The sequence below is a fragment of the bacterium genome, assembly GCA_024226335.1.
In the GTDB taxonomy this organism is placed as follows: Bacteria; Myxococcota_A; UBA9160; order SZUA-336; family SZUA-336; genus JAAELY01.
Genome location: JAAELY010000057.1, coordinates 1 through 20,478, shown reverse-complemented (window position 1 = coordinate 20,478; position 20,478 = coordinate 1). Strand labels below are relative to the sequence as shown.

Here is a 20,478-nt window from a genome sequence, read left to right as displayed (position 1 = left end):
GCCTCTGTTCGGACGCGAGCCAGAGATCGCACAACTCATGGGCTGCTTTTCTCGGCTCGACGATCGTCTGGCGCAGGTCGTTTCCATCGTCGGCGACGCGGGGAGCGGGAAGTCTCGACTGATCTACGAGTTCAAGAAACGTCTGGCGGACGAAGAAGTCCACGTGCTCGAGGGCCGCTGCTCCTCGTTGACGCGCGGCGTTCCGTACAAGCCCTGGAAAATGATGATGCGCGGCCTGTTCAAGCTCGAGAACGAAGCCTGCGGGCCGGCGGAAGCCGAGCGAGTTTGTTGCTGCGTCGAAGAAATGCTCGGCGTCGAACACGCCGAAATTGCTCCGCATCTATGCTCGATGCTCTCCCTGCCTCAACCCACCCCGATTGCACCCGTGGAAAAGGTCAAGCAACCCTGGTTCGGTGCAGTTGCATCTCTGGTCGGGCGGATGGCAAAGCAAAAGCCCGTCGTGATGATCCTCGAGGATCTCCACTGGATCGACGACGCCTCGCTCGAAATGCTCGAGATGGCGGTCGCCGCCTGTAATACCGAGGCGATCATGGTCGTGGTCACGCATCGGCCCGACTTTCAACCGCAATGGCAGTCACAGGCGGCGTCGACCCAGCTTCACCTGCGCCTTCTCAGTCCCGAACACGCGCGCCAGATCGTGCGCGCGCGCGTGGGCGGTGAGCTCCCCGCTTCGCTCGAGGACCGCATTCTGAAGAAGGGCGAAGGCAACCCGTTCTTTCTCGAAGAATTGACGCGAGGCCTGATGGAAGAGGGTGCATTCGTCGCGAGTGAAGGTCGCGTCGAGGTCACGCGACCGGTCGAATCGATTCGCATTCCCGATACGGTTCAGGAACTGCTCGGTGCGAGGCTCGATCGGTTGGAACCCGGCGCCAAGCGCGTCGCGCAGATTGCCTCGGTCTTCGGTCGTCAGTTCAAAGGCGATCAACTCCGAGAACTGGTTGCCGATGGCGGCAACGGAATCGATGTGGCGAGTGAACTCGCGGAACTCGAGCAGCGCGGCGTGATTCATCGCAGTGGCCTCGCTTCCGACCAGTTCCGCTTCGGTGAGAGTCTGACGCAAGAGGTCGCTTACGAGGGCCTGTTGTTGCGGGAACGCCGTCAACTGCATGCCCAGGTCGGGCAGATGCTTCTCAGGAGCACTGAAGGAAGCGATGGCTCCTCGCTCGCGCTGATCGGCCACCACCTCGCGCGCAGTGAAGAGCGCGAGAAGGGGCTTTTGACACTGCTCGAAGCGGCGGATCAGGCCCTCGATATGCCCTCGTACGGCGATGCGATTCGCTTGTATCTGGAGTGCTGGGAACTGGCCGATTCCGCGGTCGAGGAATCCCACAACGGGGACGGCAAACTGCGGGAGGCTGCACTGCGAGCAGTGCTGGGCTATCTGCAGGTTGCGATGATATTCGGAGAGTCCCGTGCCCAGAAGGTGGAGCACGCCATCGCACGCGGTCTCGAGCTGGCGCAGGAACTCGACGATGCGGACGCGATCGCATCCATACATGGGTTGCGCGGAACGATCCTGATGAACTCGGATCGCGAACGCTTCAACGACGGAATCGCACTGATTGAAAAGGGCGTCGAGGTCGCACGCAATGCGGGCTTGGAGCGGCGAGTCGCGCAACTGTCGCGTTCACTTTCCTGGGCTTATCTCGGTGACGGCCTTTTTCAGGAGGCGCGTCGTTCGATCGACGAAGTGTTCAAGACGCTCGAGCGTCTGGGGGAGGGTGGAGCGCACTCGGACACCTACCTCGGAGCCCGGTTCTTCGAGAATCGCATCCTCATCGAGTCCGATCACTACAGCGAAGCACGCGCGAGTCTGCAAGAAACCTTCGAGCTGGCTTCGTCCGGAAGCAACCGCACGATCGAAACCGCCAGCGCCGCACAACTCTCTACCGTGTACTTCAGGCTGGGAGAGTACGAGCAGGCCGAGCGGATGGCCGAGCACGGAATGGAGGTTTCCCAGGAGATCGACAGTCCGGCCGCAACGCGCACCTGTTCCATCGTTCAGCTGGGAATCCGGTTCCTCCGGGACCCGTCGTCGATTGCACTCGCGGAACTCGATCGTTTCGATACCCGCCTGGACTCGGGCAGCGATGTCAGTCAGAACCTGGACCTGATCATCGAACTCCTGCTCGGGATCGGCGAGGTGGAACGCGCTGGCCAGCTTGCTCAGAAAGGTGTCGAGCGCTCTGGGGGGCGTCTGCGCGATGCGCGGAATCTGCTGAGTGTAGGTCGGGTGGCCTCGCGCCGCGGGCCGGCCCACGCCATGAGCGCTCAAAAACACCTGCTGAAGGCACTCGAGATTGCCCGTGAGATCGGTATTCGCTCCGTTATCGCTCACGCCCTGATCGCGCTCGCGGAACTCGCAGAACTGCGCGGCGAAACGCCCGACCGAGCCAGTCTGGAGGAAGCGCGGGGGATCTTCGAGGATCTGAAACTGAAGCACTACGCCCCGAGGGTGCGGAGTCTGCTCGAGGCGAACTGATTCTGTCTCCCGGCGCTCGCTCTGCGCTCCCGGCCGTACAGCGAAAAACGACCGAACGAGATTGACAGGCGAAGGGGACTGCCACTATATGAAACTCTGAGTCATGCCACTCGGTGCTGACTTCCTCCGTCACTGTCTTCCGAGTCTTTCGAGAGGATCCTCCAATGGCCCGATACGCCTACGAGCGCCTCAGTGCACTCGACAATTCCTTCCTCGTGCTGGAGAAGCCGAACTCCTATATGCACGTTGCGTCGACCCAGATATTCGAGGGCGGTCCGCTTCGTACGGAGGACGGCGGTATCGATGCGACGGCGTTGCGCAAGATGGTCGCCTCGGTACTGCATCTGATCCCTCGCTACAGGCAGAAGCTCGCGTATATCCCGATCGAAAATCACCCCGTCTGGGTCGATGACGATCGCTTCAATCTCGACTACCACCTGCGCCATACCAGCTTGCCGCGCCCCGGTACCGAGGAGCAACTCCAGCGCCTCTCGGCGCGCATCATGCAGCAACACCTCGATCGCACGCGTCCGCTCTGGGAGATGTGGGTGGTCGAAGGTCTGGAAGGCGGCGGCTTCGCAATCATTTCGAAAGTGCACCACTGCATGATCGACGGCGTGTCCGGTGTCGATCTCATGAAGGTGCTCATGAACACCAGCCCCGACCAGCCGATCGTCGACTCGCCGCCGTTCATTCCGCGGCCCGCCCCCTCGTGGCCCGAATTGCTGCGCCACGAGGTCTTTCGGCGTGCCACTCTTCCGCTCGAAATCCTGCGCGGCGCGCGGGATCTGATGCGCGAAGCCGACGATATTCGTCGCGGTTTCTCGACGCGGGTCCGACACGCGATAGAGGCCGTCGGCGGGACCTTGAGACTTCCGTCAGAGACGCCTCTAAACCGGCCCATCGGACCGCATCGCCGCTTCGACTGGTTGAAGATGGATCTCGACGAACTGAAGGGCCTGCGCAGGTCGCTCGGCGGTACACTCAACGATCTCGTGCTGACGATCGTCACGGGAGCCGTGCAGGCCTTCCTCAAACAACGTCAGGTCAACCCGGACGGGATCCACTTCCGCGTAATGGCACCCGTCAGCGTACGCAGCGAGGACGAGCACGGCCAACTCGGCAATCGGGTTTCGGCCTGGATCGTCGATCTGCCTCTGGACGAAGAGGATCCGATCAAACAGCTGGCGCGTATCCGCGAGATCACGTCCGAGCTTCGCGATTCGAAACGGGCCGTCGGCGCGGATGTGCTCACGCAAGCGATGGAGTGGACGCCTACCTCGTTGCTGGCGCTGGGCGCGCGTAACATCACGCGACTTCTGCCTTTCAACATGGTGGTGACGAACGTGCCCGGGCCGCAGTTTCCCATGTTCATGGCCGGGGCGGAGATGACCGAGACCTACCCGCACGTTCCGCTGACGGATCGACTGGCGCTCGGTCTCGCTCTCATGAGCTATAACGGCAAGCTCTGCTGGGGATTCAACGCGGACTACGACTTGATTCCGGATCTGCGGGAATTCCTGAACGCAATCGAAGCCTCCCACGCCAGTTTGCGCCGGGTCGCCGGATCGCGACCACGCCTGGTCAAAACCCAGGCCGGTTAGTCCGCAGTTTTCGAGCCCGAACCAACTCGCCTATCCGCGGCGCTTCTTGCCTCCACCGGGTCGCGGAGAACCCGAGCGTCCCATCGAATCGCCGGCCAGCAGCTGTTGTGGGGCGCGTCGCGGCGGCTTGCCCATGGAATCGCCACCGGGACCGGACTTCGCCAGGCTCGTGCCCGCGGGCGAAGCGTGGAAAGCGACGCGTTCGATCACCTGATGTTCCGCGGGTTCCGCCTTGGCCCCGGCAATACCCGGGACCAGAAGCGCCAACGCGAGCAACGTCGTGGTTGCCGCTTCGATCAGTCTTCGTTTGAGCTTCGGCGAGAACTTCCGGGTCGGGTCCTGCGCGGCGCTCTTCAACCAGCGAGTCGGCCCACAGTGCCATGCGTCGGTGTCGCGCAGCCAGCCGAGCTTGGGGTTGTCTTCGAGACGTCGGAACACGTAGGCGCGTTCATCCTCGGACAGAGCCGGTGCGCTGAGCAAGGCGCCGAGTTCGGAGAGGTAGTGCTGCGCGCTCGCGTAGTCGCGGTTCTGGGACGCCGCGGAGATCAGGTTCATCAGCGGAGCCGGAGCTTCCGGCAGAAGTTGATGCGAACGTCTCCAAAACGCGCTCGCCGCTTCGACATCTCCCTCTTCCTGTAGATTTCCCAAATTGTTCAGAAGTCGACACCGGACGCTGGGCGCATCGGCGTAGATGAGTCCCAATTCGTAGTGGCGTGTGGCCTCTTCGGAATCGCCGCGATCCGCCGCCAGAAGTCCGGCCAGGTTGAGCCAGTGCGGGTCGCGTCCGTGAGCCCCTCGGGTTCGATCCAGTTCGGCGGCCAGTCTTTCCAGGTCCTGGTCGACCCAGAGCAGGCGAAGCGGTTCGATTTCGCCGGGGGCTTCCCCGGTCAGGGGTGCGGGCTGAGCGTTCTGTAGTTCGTGGATCACGCGCAGAATGAATTTTCGCGCGCGGGCCACACCCGTTCTCACGGTTGCTGCGACCCGACTTTCGGATCGGGCAATCGCCTCGTAGGACTTGTGCGTGAGTCGTTCGCGGTACCAGCGCAGATTGCGCAGCAATGTGGAGTTTCCTTCGGACTCCGCGATCGACACGGCGCGTTGCAGTGCGCGATTGCAGAGTTCGAGCGCGGCGCGGTCGGTCGTATCGGCCGATTCGGACTCGATCATGCGCCCGTCGCCTTCCATGAAAGTTCCGAGCCAACCGCCGCTGATGCGTTCAGCGCCATCCGTTTCGATTCGTTCGCGAACGCGCGAAGTCAGGAAGCTCTCGAGTGCATTGCTGCGGAGGGCATCTCGGTACTCCTCGGATGCGTCGCGCGCGATCTCTTCGCAGGCCAGGAAGACGGCGCCGAGCGCTTCCTGGCGGGTCTCCGGACTCGGGAAGAGTCGCTCCGAGATGTTCTGGGCGATCATCCCGAGTTCTGGATTCCGCTCGCCGCAGGTCGTCTCATTCGAGGATTCGCTGGCCATGGTGCTCTCCATCTTCGCGGGATCCTTCCGGCCCGCAGCGCCCGCCCGAGCGAGCTTTGGTTCTCGAATTAGGCGGTTTCAGGGCCCCGACTATTCGCTCAGGTGAAACCGGTCGCGGGTCCGGAGGTTGCGGTCGAGCCGCATCTTGGGGCGCAAGTGCCCGGAAACGGGGCGAGTTAGCCGCCCAGGCGACCGGCGAGCACTTCTGCCAGAGGCCGGGTCGGCTCCATGCGCTCGAACAGGATCTTCAGCACGGCTGTGATCGGGGTCGCCAGCAGCATGCCGACGATCCCCCAGAGCATGCCCCAGAAGATCAGGGCCATGAGGATCGCGATCGGGTGCAGGTCCAGGGAGTTGCCCATGATGCGCGGCTCCAGGACGTTGCCCATCGCGAACTGGATCCCCCCGGGAATCAGGATTGCGGCGATCGCGACTGCAGGCGAAATCTCGGGACTCACCAGGACCACCGGCAGCGGCAGGAGTGTGGCGATCAGGGAGCCGACGCTCGGGATGAAGTTGAGCAGAAATGCAAAAAGCCCAAAGACAAGGGCCAGATCGACGCCGAGGCCCATCAACACACCGCCGACCATCACACCCGTAGCCGCTGAGACACTGGCCTTCGCGACGATGTAGCGCTCCACGCGGCGGACGCTCTCTTCCCAGATACCGTCACCGCCCGTCGTCCCGCTCCCGGGGCCCTTGCTGATCAGATAGATCAGGAAGATCAACACCAGCAGGCCGTTCGAGATCAGATCGAGAATGGCGTTCGTCGTCCCGAGCAGCATGCCGCCGATCGTGCCGACCGGAATCTGGGTCAGCGGCCCGCTCAAGGCCTCGGAGTCGATACCGAGTTGCTCCATCGGGAGAATCGAGGTGATGCGCTGCACGAGTTGCGAGATCTGCGCCTGGTAGGCGTCGAGGTTCGCCGTCAGCTGACCGATCGAGGCTGTGATCAGGGATGCGACTGCGCCGAATAACAGCATCGAGATCAACAGGACCAGGATCACCGCGATGGATCGGGGCAATCGCAGTCGTCTGACCTGGAAATCCACCAGGGGGTTCAAACCGATCGCCAGGAATGCGGCGAGTACGAAGGGAACCATCACCGGGCGCAGCCAGTAGAGCGCGCCCGCGACCCCGATGGCACTCAGGATCAGAAGACAAGCGTTCTGGATGCGAATCTCGCGTTGCGCGTCGTCCATGAGGTATTCCGGGCTGGGAAGGAAACGAGGACCCGGGAGTGTAGCTTTCCGGCGACGCGGCTCCACCGAGGGGTGGTTGACCGCGGTCCCGACTTTCCTGGATCATGGTCGCATGCCAAACGTCGAAGCCAACGGAATTTGCATCGAGTACGAAACAATGGGCGCACCTGACGCGCGCCCCCTCGTCATGCTGATGGGACTCGGTTCCCAGCTCGTGGCCTGGGAGACCGAGTTCTGCCGACAGATCGCGGAGCACGGGCACTTCGTGATCCTGCCGGACAATCGCGATGTGGGTCTGTCGACGAAGTTCGAATCCGCGGGTCCGTTGAATGCGCTGCAGACCCAGGCCGATCTGGTTGCCGGCAAGCCGGTCGAGCTTCCCTACACCCTCGACGATATGGCGGACGATACGATTGCTCTACTCGATGCACTGGAGATCGACCGGGCCCACGTCATGGGCGTGTCGATGGGCGGCATGATCGCGCAAACGGCTGCGCTGCGACATCCGAAGCGCGTATCGAGCCTGATTTCGATCATGTCGACGACCGGCAACCCGGAGGTTCCCCCCGCGACTCCAGAAGCCATGGCCGTCCTTCTCGAAGATCCGCCTGGCGAGCGCGAAGCCAACATCGAAGCGGCCTTGCGCACATGGAAGGTGATCGGCAGTCCGGGCTTCCCGTTCGATGAGGCGCGCATTCGCGGCCGAGCCGAGCGTTCTTTCGATCGCTGCTTCCATCCCGACGGATCTTCCCGCCAGCTTGCAGCGGTCCTGGCCCACGGCAATCGCAAGCCCGCACTCGCTGGACTGGCTACTCCAACGCTGGTCGTTCACGGAACCCAGGATTCACTGGTTCCGGTGGAGGGCGGCCGGGATACCGCCGATGCGATTCCCGGATCGGAACTCCTGCTGATCGAGGGCATGGGGCACGACCTGCCACGCGAGGCCTGGCCGCGTCTGGTTGCGGCGATCTCGACCCACACCGGGAAAAGCGAAGCTAGTACTCGCTAAGCTCCAGTCTCGGGCACCACGGAGTTGAGCCATTCGATGAGGTCGGAAGTGACTTCGTCCCGGTTCGTCTCGTTGAAGACCTCGTGACGCGCCCCCGGATAGAATTTCCAGCCAAGGTCTTCAATCCCGGCAGCGCGGTAGCGCTCGAGGAGTGTCTCGAGGCCGACCAGCGAATTGTTCACGGGATCTTGATCACCCGCCGTCAGGAAGACGGGCAGGTTCTTGGGAATGCGCGCGATCTCGGCTGGGTCTGAAAAGCGCAGCGCGCCTTCGAGCATCTCCAGTAGAGCTTGTGCTGTGACCGTGAAGCCACAATGTTCGTCGGCGATGTAGGCGTCGACCTCCGCTTCATCCCGGCTCAACCAATCGAAGGGCGTGCGCGCGGGCTCGAACGCCTGGTTGAATGCGCCAAAGGACAGACTGTCGAGCAGGTCGCTCTTGCCGCGCGGGCCGAGTCGCTTGGCTTCGGCAGCGATGGTTTCGATCAACGGTGCCATTCCGTCAAAGGCCGTCGAACCGGACAGCGCAGCGGCCGTCAGCGAATCTCCTCGGTCGACGAGGTATTGTTGGGCGGCTGCTGATCCCATGCTGTGGCCCAGAAGTACGACCGGCAGGCCGGGGCAATCGGCTTTGATGCGCTCGTTGAGTGCTCCCATGTCCTCGACCAGGCGATTCCATCCGTCGGAGTCGCCGAAAACGCCCAGGTCGTCCGCGTCGCGTGCCGTGCGACCGTGCCCGCGATGGTCGTTCGCGTAGGCGGTGTATCCGGCCTCGACCAGCGCGCGCGCGAGTCGCGCGTATCGACCGGCGTGTTCGCCCATGCCGTGGGCGATCTGGACCACGCCTTTCGGGGTGTTCGCCGCCCACATGTAGACGAATACCTCGGTACCGTCGCTGGAAGGGAAGGTGAAATCAGATGTTTTCATAGCCAGATTATACTTCGGGCGTCGTACACTGTTGCCAGGGGTGCTGCTTCGTTTCGGGGCGGGTTTGTTGGAGGGAAAATGGCAGCGAGAATCATGCCTCGAGCGCGGGAAGAACTGGCCGAGTTTGAACCGTTGTTCGAGATCATCGAAGAAACCTTGGGATTCGTTCCGACGAATCTGTTCGCCATGGCGAACAACCCGGAACTCTTGCGCGCGTTTGCTGGACTGAGTGGAGTGATCACAGGGCCGGGTGTCGTCGAGGCCGAACTCAAGCGCCTGATTAGTTTCGTCGCCAGTAGTGCCACCGGGTCCATGTACTGCCAGGCCCATTCAGCGCACAGTGCACGCCGAGCGGGTGCCTCGGATGAGAAGATCCGCGCGTCTGTCGATTTCGAAACGAGTCCGTTATTCGACGATCGCGAACGCGCTGCACTCCGGCTTGCGCGGAACGCGGCGTCGCTGCCCAACGGCGTCGAGGACGAGGATTTTCAGGTGTTGCGCAAGTACTTCAAAGAAGACGAGATCCTGGAGATCGTTGCCCTCGTCTCGTTGCTTGGCTTTTTGAATCGCTGGAATGACACGCTCGCGACCCGTCTAGAAGAATCCCCTCGCGCGTTCGCCGAGTCCGCGCTCAGTCGGACGGGTTGGTACGTCGGGAAGCATCGCTGAGCACGATTTCCAGGATCTTCTCTCCGTACTTTCCGGCCACTCCCGGGCCGATTCCATTGAGTTCCAGAAGTCCAGCCTCGTCGCGCGGTCGGCTGGTCGCCACCGCGAGCAAGGCGCGATTGGTCAGGATGCGAAACGCCGGCGTGCCCCGGCGTCGGGCTTCCTTCTTGCGCCATTCCTGAAGCTTTTCGACCAGTGCGTCGGCGGGTAGTTCGACTCCGGCTTTTCGTCGAGTGCCGCCGCCGCTCTTCTTGCTTCGACCGCGGCCCGAGGTGCTCTTCGTTCGGCGTGACTTCCGGGCGGCGGGTGCCGCCACTCTCGCGAGACGCAGTGAGTCGAGATCGTCACCCGTTGCAAGCTTGCCAGCGTCACTGAGTCGAACGCGCCGAAACTCGATGATCTTGCCGTCCTGTTCGAAGGAATCGGCATGCTCGGTGAGCAGTCCAGCGCGAACCCCGGCACCGATCAAGTGCTCAAAATCACGCCTTGGCAACGCCTCGCCGAAAAGATTGCGATGCAGGCGTCCGCTGGTCTCGCCGTCGCGCTCGCGCAAAGCGTCGAGCACGCGAGCCAGACTGTCCTGTTCCAGAGTACTCGCCGCGCGGAAACCCAGAGCGATCGTCTCGTCCGGTTTGCAGATGTCGCATGTCCCGCAGGCCTGGCCGGAATCTTCCCGATCTCCGAAATGGCGTACCAGATGCAGCATCCGGCACTCGTGGCTTTCTGCAAAGCGCGCGATCTGCTCCAGTTGCGCGATCTTGTACTGGCGTTGCTCGCGATACCCTACGTTCCAATCCGAGTGCCCGCGCGCAACATTGTCGTCGAAATCGATCAAGGCACCGCCGTGGATCCAGAGCTTTTCGAGCACGTTTTCCAGTTCGTCACCGTCCATCGACAAACCCGATTGCAGGGCGCTACGCGCTCGGGGTTCCTCGCGGAGCCTTCCGTAGACGCGCGCCAGAACCGACTCCTCGGGGTAGTCGCGGTTCAGGAAATACTCGTGCGTCTTCAGGTCGGCGTAGGAATGAAGCAGGATCGCGCGCGACATATCTCCGTCGCGTCCAGCGCGCCCGATCTCCTGGTAGTAACCCTCCACGCTGCTCGGGAGTGCCGCGTGAATGACCGTGCGGATGTTCGCCTTGTCGATACCCATGCCGAAGGCGATGGTCGCGACGATGACCTCGAGTCGGCCACTCATGAACGCGCTCTGCACGCGCTCGCGCTCCTCGGCGGTCTTGCCCGCGTGGTAGGCGCGCGCCGGGCAAATCGACTTCAGGTTGCGGGCCAGTTCCTCTGCCTTCTTGCGTGTAGGAGCGTAGACGATGGCGGGGCGCCGTGCGGGTTCGGCGAGAATCTCGTTGATCGAGGTCGGTCGCGCCGAGGGCGTCATCTCGACCTGTTCGATCGCGATGTTCGTGCGCCGGAAGCCGTGAATGAAAAGCCCGGCCTTCTCGATGCCCAATTGCTCGACGATGTCGCGTTGTACCAGTGGGGTCGCCGTTGCGGTCAATGCGATCACCGGCGCGGGGCGAAGCAGGGGGAGGCGATCGCGCAGCATGCGGTAGTCGGGTCGAAAGTCGTGGCCCCATTGTGAAATGCAATGCGCTTCGTCGACGGCGATCAGGCAGGGCTTGCGCCGCGCGAGCATTTCAGGAAAACCAGGAACGCCCAGTCGTTCGGGCGCGATGAAAAGGAAGTCGAGTCGTCCGTCGAGATAGTCCTGACAGACCTGTCTCGATTCGAGGCGCGTGCGTCCGGAATGGATGCGCTCCGCGCGCAGGCCCTGCTCCTGCAGTTTGGAAGCCTGGTCATCCATCAACGCGATCAGCGGACTGACGACGAGCGTCGTGGAAGCACGGGCGAGACCGGGCAACTGGTAACACAGCGACTTGCCCGCGCCGGTCGGCATGACCAGCAATACGTCCTTGCCTTCGGTCGCAGCCCGGCAGACCGTCTCTTGGAACGGCCGGAACTGTTCGAAACCGAAGCGACTGCGCAAAAGACCGAGCAGTTCGTCGGGTGGCGTGACGCTCCGGGTCGGTTCGGATTCCGGTCCGCGTTCGGATTCGCTTGTGCGCCGCCGATCCCGGGTATCGGCGCTGTGCGTTCCGTTGAACTCCGCTTGAACCTGCGGCTCTTCCGCGGAGCGGCGAGGCCTCTCTCTCGAACGCGGTGCTGGAGTGGAAGGCGGTCCTGAACGCGCGCGGCCCACGCGTTCGATCACGTCGCGTACGTAGGCTTCGATGCGTTTCATGAATTCGGGCAACTCCGCCTGGCCGCTCTGAATTCGTCCGAGATCGGCCTCCCAGCGGCCTGTCATCACGGGGCTCTTCACGTCGGGATGCACGACCTCGATCAACTGGATGCCGAGATCGGTCGCCAGCAGGGATTTCTTCTCGCGTTCGATGTAACCGCGGGAGAGCAGGGTCTCGATGGTGGATGCGCGGGTCGCGGGTGTCCCCAGCCCCGTTTCTCGCATCGCGTCCGAAAGTTCCTTCTCGTCGAGCGCACGTCCGGCGGTCTCCATTGCCGTGAGCAGCGTGGCTTCGCTGAAGCGACGCGGCGGCTGTGTGCGCTTGGAGATGCTGCGGGCTTCGAGCAGTTCGACGTCCAGACCTTCGCGTAGCTCCGATGGCAGGTCCTGTTCGGTACCCCCGGCACTCTTGCGTGTCGAGCGCGCGCCCAGGGGCTCGAGTACGCGCCAGCCTATCCGATCCACGCGAGTACCGCGACTGCGGAAGCGATCGATCTGCTCGGTGCCGCCAGTTTCAGCGGGATTCGTGATCGCGGTGATTGCGGTCGTGGTTGAGTACAGATGGTCGCGATGCCACGCGCATAGCAATCGCCGACACACCAGATCGTAGATGCGTTCCTCGTCGGAACTCAAACTCACGGATTCTGGTGAAACCGAGGTCGGGATGATCGCGTGATGTTCGGTGACCCGCTTGTCGTCGACGAAGCGTTTTCCGAGCGGCTTTTCTCCGCTCCCGGGCGCGATTTCATCGCCGTAGCGGCCGCGAATGACCGCGACGATTCCGTTGAGGGAAGCGGCGACCGTCTTGGAAAGGTGTCGCGAGTCGGTGCGCGGGTAGCTGAGCAGTTTCTTGCGTTCGTAGAGGCTCTGCGCGATATCGAGGGTCTTCTTTGCGCTGAAGCCAAAAAGCCGGTTTGCGTGGCGCTGCAAGTCCGTCAAATCGTGGAGCAGGGGAGGTGCCAGTTTGTGCTGCTTGGCCTCGACCGACTCGACACGGGACTCTCCCGCGCGCGCGCGGGCGATGATGCGTTCGGCTTTTTCCCCGTCGGCGTCGAGACGCCGGGCGAGTGTCGCGCGCTCCGCCGCATCGGCTCCGGGTTTGCGCACCTGCTCGTCGGGTCGAAACCAGGTGCCTTCGTAGGTATTGCCGTCATCACCGGGGATCTGGAACTTCGCCACGACTTCCAGGTAGTCCTCGGGTACGAACGCGCGAATCGCGAGTTCCCGCTCTACCAACATGCTCAGTGTCGGAGTCTGGACTCGCCCGACCGAAAGAACTTTCTGACCGTCGAGGTGATTGCGATAGGCGAGCGTGTATGCGCGCGACAGGTTCATGCCGACCAACCAGTCCGCCCGACTGCGCCCGCGGGCTGCGTCGGCCAGCGGGTTGTACTGCTGGCCGTCGACCAGGTTTGCGAAGCCCGCGCGGATGGCTTCCTCGGTCAACGACGAGATCCACAAGCGGCGCACCGGTTTGACGCACTCCGCCGCTTCGTAGACGTACCGGAAGATCAGTTCTCCCTCGCGGCCCGCGTCCGTTGCACACACGACCTCTTCGACATCGTCCGCGCTAAGGAACTGCCTGACCAGATCGAACTGATCCCGTGTCTTCTCGTAGACGACCAGCGGCCAGGTTTCGGGAATCATGGGCAATAGATCGGATCGCCACTGCTTCCAATCGGGCCGGATTTCGTGCGGCTGACCGAGGGCTACGAGATGACCGATTGCCCAGGTCACCACATAGCCGCCGCCTCGCAGGCAGCCCTGGCCTCGCTTGTTCGCGCCGAGAACGTGTGCAATATCGCGCGCGACAGAGGGCTTTTCCGCGACCACGAGGATACTCATGGCGCGCCAATCCCCAGCCCGGACCGGGAGGCTCTGTTCGATGCGTCTCTCACCCAGCGTCAGGATAGCGCCTGCGCTCCGACGCTGCAGGCACCTATTGCGAGGGGGGCTCGGGGATCAATCGAGCGATTCGAACACCGCTCGAAGCTGGTTCTCGTCGTGTGAGACGAGCGGGATCGCGCCGTGCTCCGTGACCAGTCTGCGCAGGAAGACGCGCAACTTCTCCAGTCGTTCGGTGGATTCGGGTACCACGAAGCGACTGTAGAGATGGGGTTTGGGCAGGTTCCAGGTCAAGCCGTCGATGTGGTTCACGATATCGCCGAGGAGAACGAAACTCCTCATTCCGTCTCCCGTGCGGACGTGAGCGATGAACACGGTCGAACCCGGTGTGTGTCCGCCCGCGGGCAGCACGAGAAGGCCCGGGAATCGAGCCACGGTTTGCGGCGCATCGCCTTCGATGATCTCGTGGCGGGCGCAGGCCGCCGACGAGACCTGTGCGTGTGAACCTCGCGTCGTGAAATTGAGTTCGGTCGCCTGTGTGCGCGTCTGGATCAGGCGTAGACGGCCGGGGAGTGTCTCGCAAAGCTCCGTGAGGCCTGCGGTGTGGTCGGCGTGCAGGTGTGTGAAGGCCAGGCCGGCAAGGCTCGAAACGCGCTCTCCGAGCAGGTCCCTCGCCGAAGCGCGAAACTCGATCGGATCGCCGCCGGAGAGGAGTTCGATCGGGGCGCCGAACCCGGGCGCCGATGCCGCATCCAGCCCGGCGTCGATCAGGAAGATCCGCCCATCCGGCCAGGTGAGCGCAAAAGCGGAGTGGCTCATGACGTAGGGCTCGTCGGGATTCGGGTCGAGCCCGGGCTGGAGAACACCGGAGCGCGGCATCTTCTGGCTGGCGGTGTTCAGCCACTCGATCTTGATCGGGAACGAGTCGTTCTCGTCGTAGGACAGCGCGCTTCCGGGGGACGGTAGCGGCGGCTCGATCCGATCGATGGCTCGGTGAGCCAGTGCCAGGCCTACACCCGCGAATACGAGAGCCGCCAGCAGCAGAATGCCGAGTCCCTGCAAGAATTTTCGCACGGATCCCCCTCGCGCGACAGGATACCCGAACACGATTGGGAAGGTCGGAGTAGACTTCCGGCCACGGAGGAGTCGTGCATGCCAGGGCAGGAGTTCGAAAATCATTCGGGTCGCATCTATTGCGCCGCAGGCTGGGCACTGCAGCGCGACGCGTTCGACTCCGAGATGATTCCGCGTTTCTCCGAATGCTGAATATGCAACGTTGCGGGTATCGACTCGTTCTTGCCCTGCTCGCGCTATCGCTCGCAACCGGAGAGCTTCGCGCCGAACCCTGGCCGGCGGATGCGGGCGAGGAAGTGGGGCGTTCCGGAGAGGGGGATGGCTTGCCTCCCGGGCTGGAGCCGAGTGGCGCTGTCTGGCACCCGCGACTCGAGCTTCTGCTCGTCGTCGATGACAATGGTTTCATCATTCCCCACGACCCGGACACGGGAAACAGCGATTTCTGGTACGTGGACCACGATCTCGAAGCGGTTGCGATTGCCGATCCCCGGAGTTCGCTGATCTACCTGGGACTGGAGCATCCGGATGCAGTGCTGGAATTTGATATCGAACTCGGCGAATTCACCGGTCGGACCTGGAACCTGACGCCCTGGATGACGGGGCCGGATGATCGCGGTCTCGAGGCGCTGACCTTCGCAGATGGATTGTTTTACGCGGGACTCCAGGCCGACGGCAAGATCTACGTCTTTTCGCTGGAAGACGGGGACAATGTGAAGCACCGGGAGACGATTCCCGGCGCTCGAGACTCCGATCTATCCGGTCTGCATTTCGACGCTGCAACCCGGACGCTGCTGGCCATCTACGACGAGCACGATGTGCTGGTCGAGATGTCGCCTTCCGGAGACGTCGTGCGCGAGTACGATCTGCCCGGCAAGGCCCAGGAAGGTGTCGCACTCCTTCCCCACTGCGAGGCCGGTTCCGACGAGGCGACGCTCTTCATCGCGGGCGATGACGGCGGCGAGCTCTGGCGCTACCGCGGCTACCCGTGGTCGTGTCCCGGTCTCGGCACCGAGTGGATCCTGGGCCTCGCGTCGCTCGCCCTCGTCATCGCTCTTGCTTCTCTGCACTACTGGCGTCGCTCGCGCAAATTGAGGTAATACGACAGGCCATGAAATCCCATTCACTCTCCGTCATCGCCGCAACACTCCTCGTGTTCACGAGCTCTGCGACCCCGCTTCTGGCCGGGGAAGCGGATTCGCCCGGACTTGTCGTGCTCCTGGTGATCGATCAATTGCGACGTGATCGACTCGACGACACGCTTCCCAGAGGCTTGGGTCGGATCGTGCGCGAGGGTCGCGTGTACGACCAGGGTGTACTCGACCACGCCATGACGGAAACCTGTCCCGGGCACGCCACGATGCTCACGGGCCAGCATCCGGGCCGCGTCGGGGCGCCTGGCAATCGCTTCATCGATCCCGAAAGTGGCCGCGCTGCCTACTGCGTCGCGGATCCGCAGCCCTCGGGGGTCGTGCTCGGCGGACTCGCCGAAGAAGGCGGCCGCTCGCCGCGAAATCTGCGCGCAACGACGCTCGGGGACTGGATGAAGGCCCGGGATGCGAAGACGCGGGTGTTCAGCGTCTCGGGCAAGGATCGCGCGGCCATCGCCATGGGCGGCCAGCGACCCGACGCAGCCTACTGGCTCAACAAGAAGGGCGACGTCGGCTTCACGACCAGTCGTTACTACCTGGCCGAATTACCGGCCTGGGTGAAGGCGTTCAACGGCGAGGATCCGTTGCACGACGGCTTTCTGGCCGGGCTTCCCGCCACCTGGACCCACGATCCCGAATTCGCACAGAACCCGAAGCGTCCCGACGATTTTGCGGGGGAATCCGAGGACAAGTCGCGCACCAGCGGGCATCCCCTGTACGACGCGGATCCGCAGGAGTTCGCCGACAATCTGTATTTCTCGCCCTATCTGGACGAGGTGACGCTGGCCTTTGCGCGCAAGCTGGTCGAGCAGGAGAACCTCGGCGGGGGTTCGCGCACCGATGTGCTGGCCGTATCCCTTTCGAGCACCGACCTGATCGGTCATCTCTACGGACCGTATAGCCACGAGTCGCGCGATGGCCTGCGGCGACTCGATGTACTGGTCGGGGAATTCCTGAGTTTCCTGGAAGCCCGACTGGGCAAGGGACGAGTTCTGCTCGCTCTGACAGCCGACCACGGGGTGCTGCCCCTGCCGGACTGGCTCGAACAGACGGGCGAGAGCGAGTGTTCGGTCGAGGGTGGACGGATCGGACTGAAGTCCATGGGAGCCGGATTGCTCTGGGATCTGCACCGGCGTTTTACCTGGATTCTCACCTGGCCCAAGGAGTGGATCACATTTGCCGGAACACAGATTTCCGTCAATCGGGACGTCGCGAAAGCGCAAGGCGTCGAGGTCGCGGAAATCGTTTCCGCGGTAGAAGACTACCTGGAAAGGCAACCGGGTATCGCCCGCGTATGGAACAAGGAAGAGATTCGCAGCGGGACCGACGCGCTCGCCGAACTCTATCGCCACTCCTACGACCCAGAACGCAGCGGAGATCTGCTCATCCAGATCGAGTCCACCTGCCTGATTTCTCCGTTCGACGTGGGGACGACACACGGAACGCCCAATCTGTACGACCGCGCCGTGCCGATCGTTTTCTGGGGCACCGGTATCGAGCCTTCGCACCGCTCCGAAGCGGCGCGAACCGTCGATATTGCGCCGACCCTTGCTCGGCGCCTCGGTCTGACTCCGCCCGAAGGTCTGGACGGTCAACCGCTGTTCTGACGCCGTGGTAAGCTGGCTCCGGTGAGCATCGCTGAAGAGCCCGTCGTCGAGATGGACGCCCCGGCCGCCCCCTCGGCGCGCGAGGAGCGACTGCCGTTATCGGTGATCCTCGACCTGATGGCGCCCACCGTGGGCACGGGCTTCATGTTCTTCCTGGTCAGTCTGTACCTGATGAAGTTCGCGACCGATGCGCTCTTGATCGGACCGGCCTTCATGGGAACCGTCTTCGGCCTCTCGCGTATCTGGGACGCGGTCTCGGATCCTGTGGTCGGCTACCTGAGCGATCGCACGGATACGCGCTGGGGGCGGCGCCGCCCCTGGGTGTTGGCCGCGACCCTTCCCGTGAGCGCGGCCTTTTTCATGGTGTGGAGTCCCCCCGAAACCATCGTGGGTAGCGCGCTCGAGATGTACATGGCCCTGGGCGTGTTCGGTTTCTACACGGCGATGACGATCTTCATCGTGCCGCACACCGCGCTCGCCGCCGAGCTGACCGACAGCTATCACGATCGCACGCGCATCTTCGGCATCCGCCACGTCACCTGGAACGCGGGTTCACTCCTCGCCCTCGCGGCCATGTATTTCTTGATCAGCAGTGAGGAAGGCGAACGCGAACTCTCCAGCAATCTCGCGATCGGGGCCGCGCTGGTCACGGGTGTCGCGATCTTGTGGACCTTCCTGCGCACGCGGGAGCGAGTCGAGTTTCAAGGACGCGGTGGCACGAATCCCTACGCCTCCTTCCGCGATATCCTGAAGAACCCGCACGCGCGTCTGCTGCTGATCGTCTTCACGATCGAAAACCTGGGCAGCGCGACGATCGGAATCCTGACGCCCTATGTCGCCGAGTACATCGTGGGCCGTTCCGATCTGACCGTCCTGTTCATCCTCGCGTACCTGGTCGCGAGTATCGCCTTCGTCCCGATCTGGCTGCCTCTCTCGCGACGCTTTGGCAAGAAGCGCCTCTGGTTGGTTTCCATGTTGATGACCGGCGTGTGTTTCGGCGGCATGTTCTTTTTGCAAGAGAACTCCGTCGTCCTGATTACGAGCCTGGCCTTCCTGGCGGGTACCGCTGCGAGTTGCGGGGCGATGATGAGTCCTTCGATCCAGGCCGATATCATCGACTACGACGAGTACAGCTCGGGCGAACGGAAAGAGGGCGCGTACTTCGCCGCCTGGAACTTTGCCTATAAGGGCGCCACGGGCATCACGCTCATGCTCACGGGCTACGTTCTCAGCTTCTCGGGCTTCGTTCCCAATGTGGAACAGACCGAGACCGCCAAGTTCTGGATCCTCGCACTCTACTCGCTCTTCCCACTGGTCTGTTACGGAATCGGAACCGTTCTCTTTACCCGGTTCTCGCTCGACGAAGCGGAGCATCAGCGGATTCGCGCCGCACTGGACCAGCGCCGGGGGAACGCGCCATGATGCGCGTCGCATGCAAGAACGAGCACCCGCGGAGCCGACGGTAACACCCGGGGCTCCATCGAGTACGATGGAACCGGGGTTTTCCTGGTTCGTCGGAGGCGTGGCGTCCTGGTTCGCCGCCTTCGGTATGCAGTCCGCTGTTTTTAGTTGGTTGCTGGTGGGCGTACTCGACCAGCCCGCCGAATGGGTCGGAGTGGCGCAGACGGCCAATATGCTGCCATCACTGGTCCTGCTCTTGTTCGGAGGTGCGCTGGCCGATCGTTACGATCCGCGCCGAGGACTGGTCTGGATTCACCTGATCGCAGTGCTGCCCGTGCTCGTGCTCGCGGCCGCGGTCGCCGGCGGCACGCTCACCGTGTACGGATTGATCGGCTTCGCCCTATGCCAGGGCACGGTCAATGCCTTTGCGATGCCCGCACGTGACTCGCTGCTCTCGCGCGTTTCGGGTAGCGATATGATGCGCGCCGTGACCTGGATGACGGCGGCGCAATTCGGCTTCCAGAGCCTAGGAACTCTGGCTGCGGGTGCAGCGGACTGGGTTGGAACGACTTCGATCCTCCTGCTCCAGGCGTTGGTATTAGGTCTCGGCGGATTGGTCATGTTGCGGGTTCCCAGCGTCGAAAAGATTCCGAGCCAGCGCGTGGCCTTGCGCGAGACGCTCGGGGAAATCGCGGAAGGTCTGCGACTGGTCGCGGATACACCGAATCTACGCCTCCCTCTACTGCTCGTCCTGGCGGTGGGGATGCTATTCGTCGGTCCGTTCATCGTGCTGATTCCACTGATCGTACGCGAGGTCTACCAGGGAACCGCGCAGCAACTCGCCTTCGTGCTTTCGCTGTTTCCGATCGGAACCATTGCCGGATCGCTCGTGATCCTGATGCGCGGTGGAGTTCAGCGAAAAGGCCTGGCGGCATTGCGCGCCCTGGTGATCGGTTCGCTGGCGCTCGCCTCGATCGGTCTCGGACTGCCTTTCTGGGGAATGGTGCTCGCGAGTTTCCTGTGGGGGATGTGCGGAGCCTTCTTCATCAACTGCAGTCGCACGCTCTTTCAGGAGGCGGCCCCCGCCGCCCAGCGCGGAAGGGTCCTGGCGGTCTACCAGTTCGGTTTCAGCGGTTCCGCACCGATCGGTGCACTTGCGGCGGGTTTCGGGAGCGCCTGGCTCGGACTGCTGCCCACACTGATCGCTTTCGGCGCGACGATGCTGGTCGTCGTGACCTGCGCCGCGATCTTTACCGATGCGCGGCACATGCGCTGAACTCAGTTTGAGTTGTGGTCCGAAGAATGTGCCTTTCGAGTCCGCAGGTCTTCTCGGACCAGGCCATCTGGACCGTTCCCTGGACTCAGTACGCGTACGAGAGTTCGTGACTCTGCCCACCCGGCAGTCTGCGGGTCGGAATGCGCCGCTCGTAGCAGCGCTTCAACCAGATCGGAAGATCCATCCGAGAAGCAAACAAGCGCTGCCCCAGCAATGCTCGAACCGAGTAGCGCCGCTGCGTGATCCCCAGGTACTGCGCCGGAGTCTCATCCCGGCGACGCTCCGAACGAGACTTCACGTAGTTGCGCCACACCTCCCAGATGGCCATACGGTACATCCCACACTGGCGGCGCTTCGAAAATGCGATCGTCTCCCGCTTGTGGTTGGCCCCCGTGTGGCGAAGCAGTAGATCCGCCAGGTTCACCGGAAACAGAGGGTTGCGGGGCGTGCGACTCGCCTTGGACGAGATCGTGCGATGGCGGATCTCCCG

The 20,478-nt window shown here is 63.0% G+C and carries 14 protein-coding genes; 8 read left to right on the top strand and 6 right to left on the bottom strand.

Features of this window, described 5'->3' with window-relative positions:
* Nucleotides 1-2,503: AAA family ATPase (locus GY725_02930; protein ID MCP4003130.1), on the top strand; the 2,503-nt coding region annotated here is incomplete at its 5' end.
* Between the two features lie 164 nt (nucleotides 2,504-2,667).
* A complete protein-coding gene (locus tag GY725_02925; GenBank protein ID MCP4003129.1) occupies nucleotides 2,668-4,107 on the top strand; it encodes a wax ester/triacylglycerol synthase family O-acyltransferase in 1,440 nt (479 codons plus the stop codon).
* 30 nt (nucleotides 4,108-4,137) lie between these two features.
* Here GY725_02925 and GY725_02920 read toward each other — a convergent pair whose 3' ends face one another.
* Together GY725_02920 and GY725_02915 are read right to left on the bottom strand one after the other, a co-directional pair.
* The gene (locus GY725_02920) at nucleotides 4,138-5,577 is read right to left on the bottom strand and encodes a hypothetical protein (GenBank protein MCP4003128.1); all 1,440 of its coding nucleotides are present in this window, start codon (nucleotides 5,575-5,577) and stop codon (nucleotides 4,138-4,140) included.
* Nucleotides 5,578-5,753: 176 nt separating this feature from the next.
* On the bottom strand, nucleotides 5,754-6,779 hold the full coding sequence (locus GY725_02915) for an AI-2E family transporter (GenBank protein MCP4003127.1): 1,026 nt from the start codon (nucleotides 6,777-6,779) through the stop codon (nucleotides 5,754-5,756).
* 112 nt (nucleotides 6,780-6,891) lie between these two features.
* On the opposite strand from GY725_02915, the gene GY725_02910 reads away from it, so the two are divergent.
* Nucleotides 6,892-7,788: an alpha/beta hydrolase gene (locus tag GY725_02910; GenBank protein MCP4003126.1), complete on the top strand. Its 897-nt coding sequence runs from the start codon at nucleotides 6,892-6,894 to the stop codon at nucleotides 7,786-7,788.
* On the opposite strand, the gene GY725_02905 is transcribed toward GY725_02910, so the two are convergent.
* Nucleotides 7,785-8,714 carry an alpha/beta hydrolase gene (locus tag GY725_02905; protein ID MCP4003125.1) on the bottom strand — a complete coding sequence of 310 codons (930 nt, stop codon included), beginning with the start codon at nucleotides 8,712-8,714 and terminating at the stop codon, nucleotides 7,785-7,787. The genes GY725_02910 and GY725_02905 overlap by 4 nt on opposite strands.
* A 78-nt stretch (nucleotides 8,715-8,792) precedes the next feature.
* Between GY725_02905 and GY725_02900 the strand changes: the two genes are divergently transcribed.
* Entirely contained in the window at nucleotides 8,793-9,383 is a 591-nt protein-coding gene (locus tag GY725_02900; GenBank protein MCP4003124.1) for a carboxymuconolactone decarboxylase family protein, read from the top strand.
* On the opposite strand, the gene topB is transcribed toward GY725_02900, so the two are convergent.
* Both topB and GY725_02890 read right to left on the bottom strand, forming a co-directional pair.
* Nucleotides 9,346-13,482 carry a DNA topoisomerase III gene (topB, locus tag GY725_02895; GenBank protein ID MCP4003123.1) on the bottom strand — a complete coding sequence of 1,379 codons (4,137 nt, stop codon included), beginning with the start codon at nucleotides 13,480-13,482 and terminating at the stop codon, nucleotides 9,346-9,348. The two genes, GY725_02900 and topB, sit on opposite strands and share 38 nt — an antisense overlap.
* Before the next feature lie 117 nt (nucleotides 13,483-13,599).
* Nucleotides 13,600-14,556, bottom strand: coding sequence for an MBL fold metallo-hydrolase (locus GY725_02890; protein ID MCP4003122.1), 957 nt, complete (start codon nucleotides 14,554-14,556; stop codon nucleotides 13,600-13,602).
* Between the two features lie 194 nt (nucleotides 14,557-14,750).
* Between GY725_02890 and GY725_02885 the strand changes: the two genes are divergently transcribed.
* Genes GY725_02885 through GY725_02870 form a run of 4 tightly spaced genes read left to right on the top strand, consistent with a single transcriptional unit; the run spans nucleotide 14,751 to nucleotide 19,988 of the window.
* On the top strand, nucleotides 14,751-15,653 hold the full coding sequence (locus GY725_02885; GenBank protein MCP4003121.1) for a hypothetical protein: 903 nt from the start codon (nucleotides 14,751-14,753) through the stop codon (nucleotides 15,651-15,653).
* A gap of 11 nt (nucleotides 15,654-15,664) precedes the next feature.
* Entirely contained in the window at nucleotides 15,665-17,311 is a 1,647-nt protein-coding gene (locus tag GY725_02880; protein ID MCP4003120.1) for an alkaline phosphatase family protein, read from the top strand.
* 21 nt (nucleotides 17,312-17,332) lie between these two features.
* A complete protein-coding gene (locus tag GY725_02875; protein ID MCP4003119.1) occupies nucleotides 17,333-18,733 on the top strand; it encodes an MFS transporter in 1,401 nt (466 codons plus the stop codon).
* A 10-nt stretch (nucleotides 18,734-18,743) separates the two neighbouring features.
* Nucleotides 18,744-19,988, top strand: coding sequence for an MFS transporter (locus GY725_02870; protein ID MCP4003118.1), 1,245 nt, complete (start codon nucleotides 18,744-18,746; stop codon nucleotides 19,986-19,988).
* Between the two features lie 85 nt (nucleotides 19,989-20,073).
* On the opposite strand, the gene GY725_02865 is transcribed toward GY725_02870, so the two are convergent.
* Nucleotides 20,074-20,478: hypothetical protein (locus GY725_02865; protein MCP4003117.1), on the bottom strand; the 405-nt coding region annotated here is incomplete at its 5' end.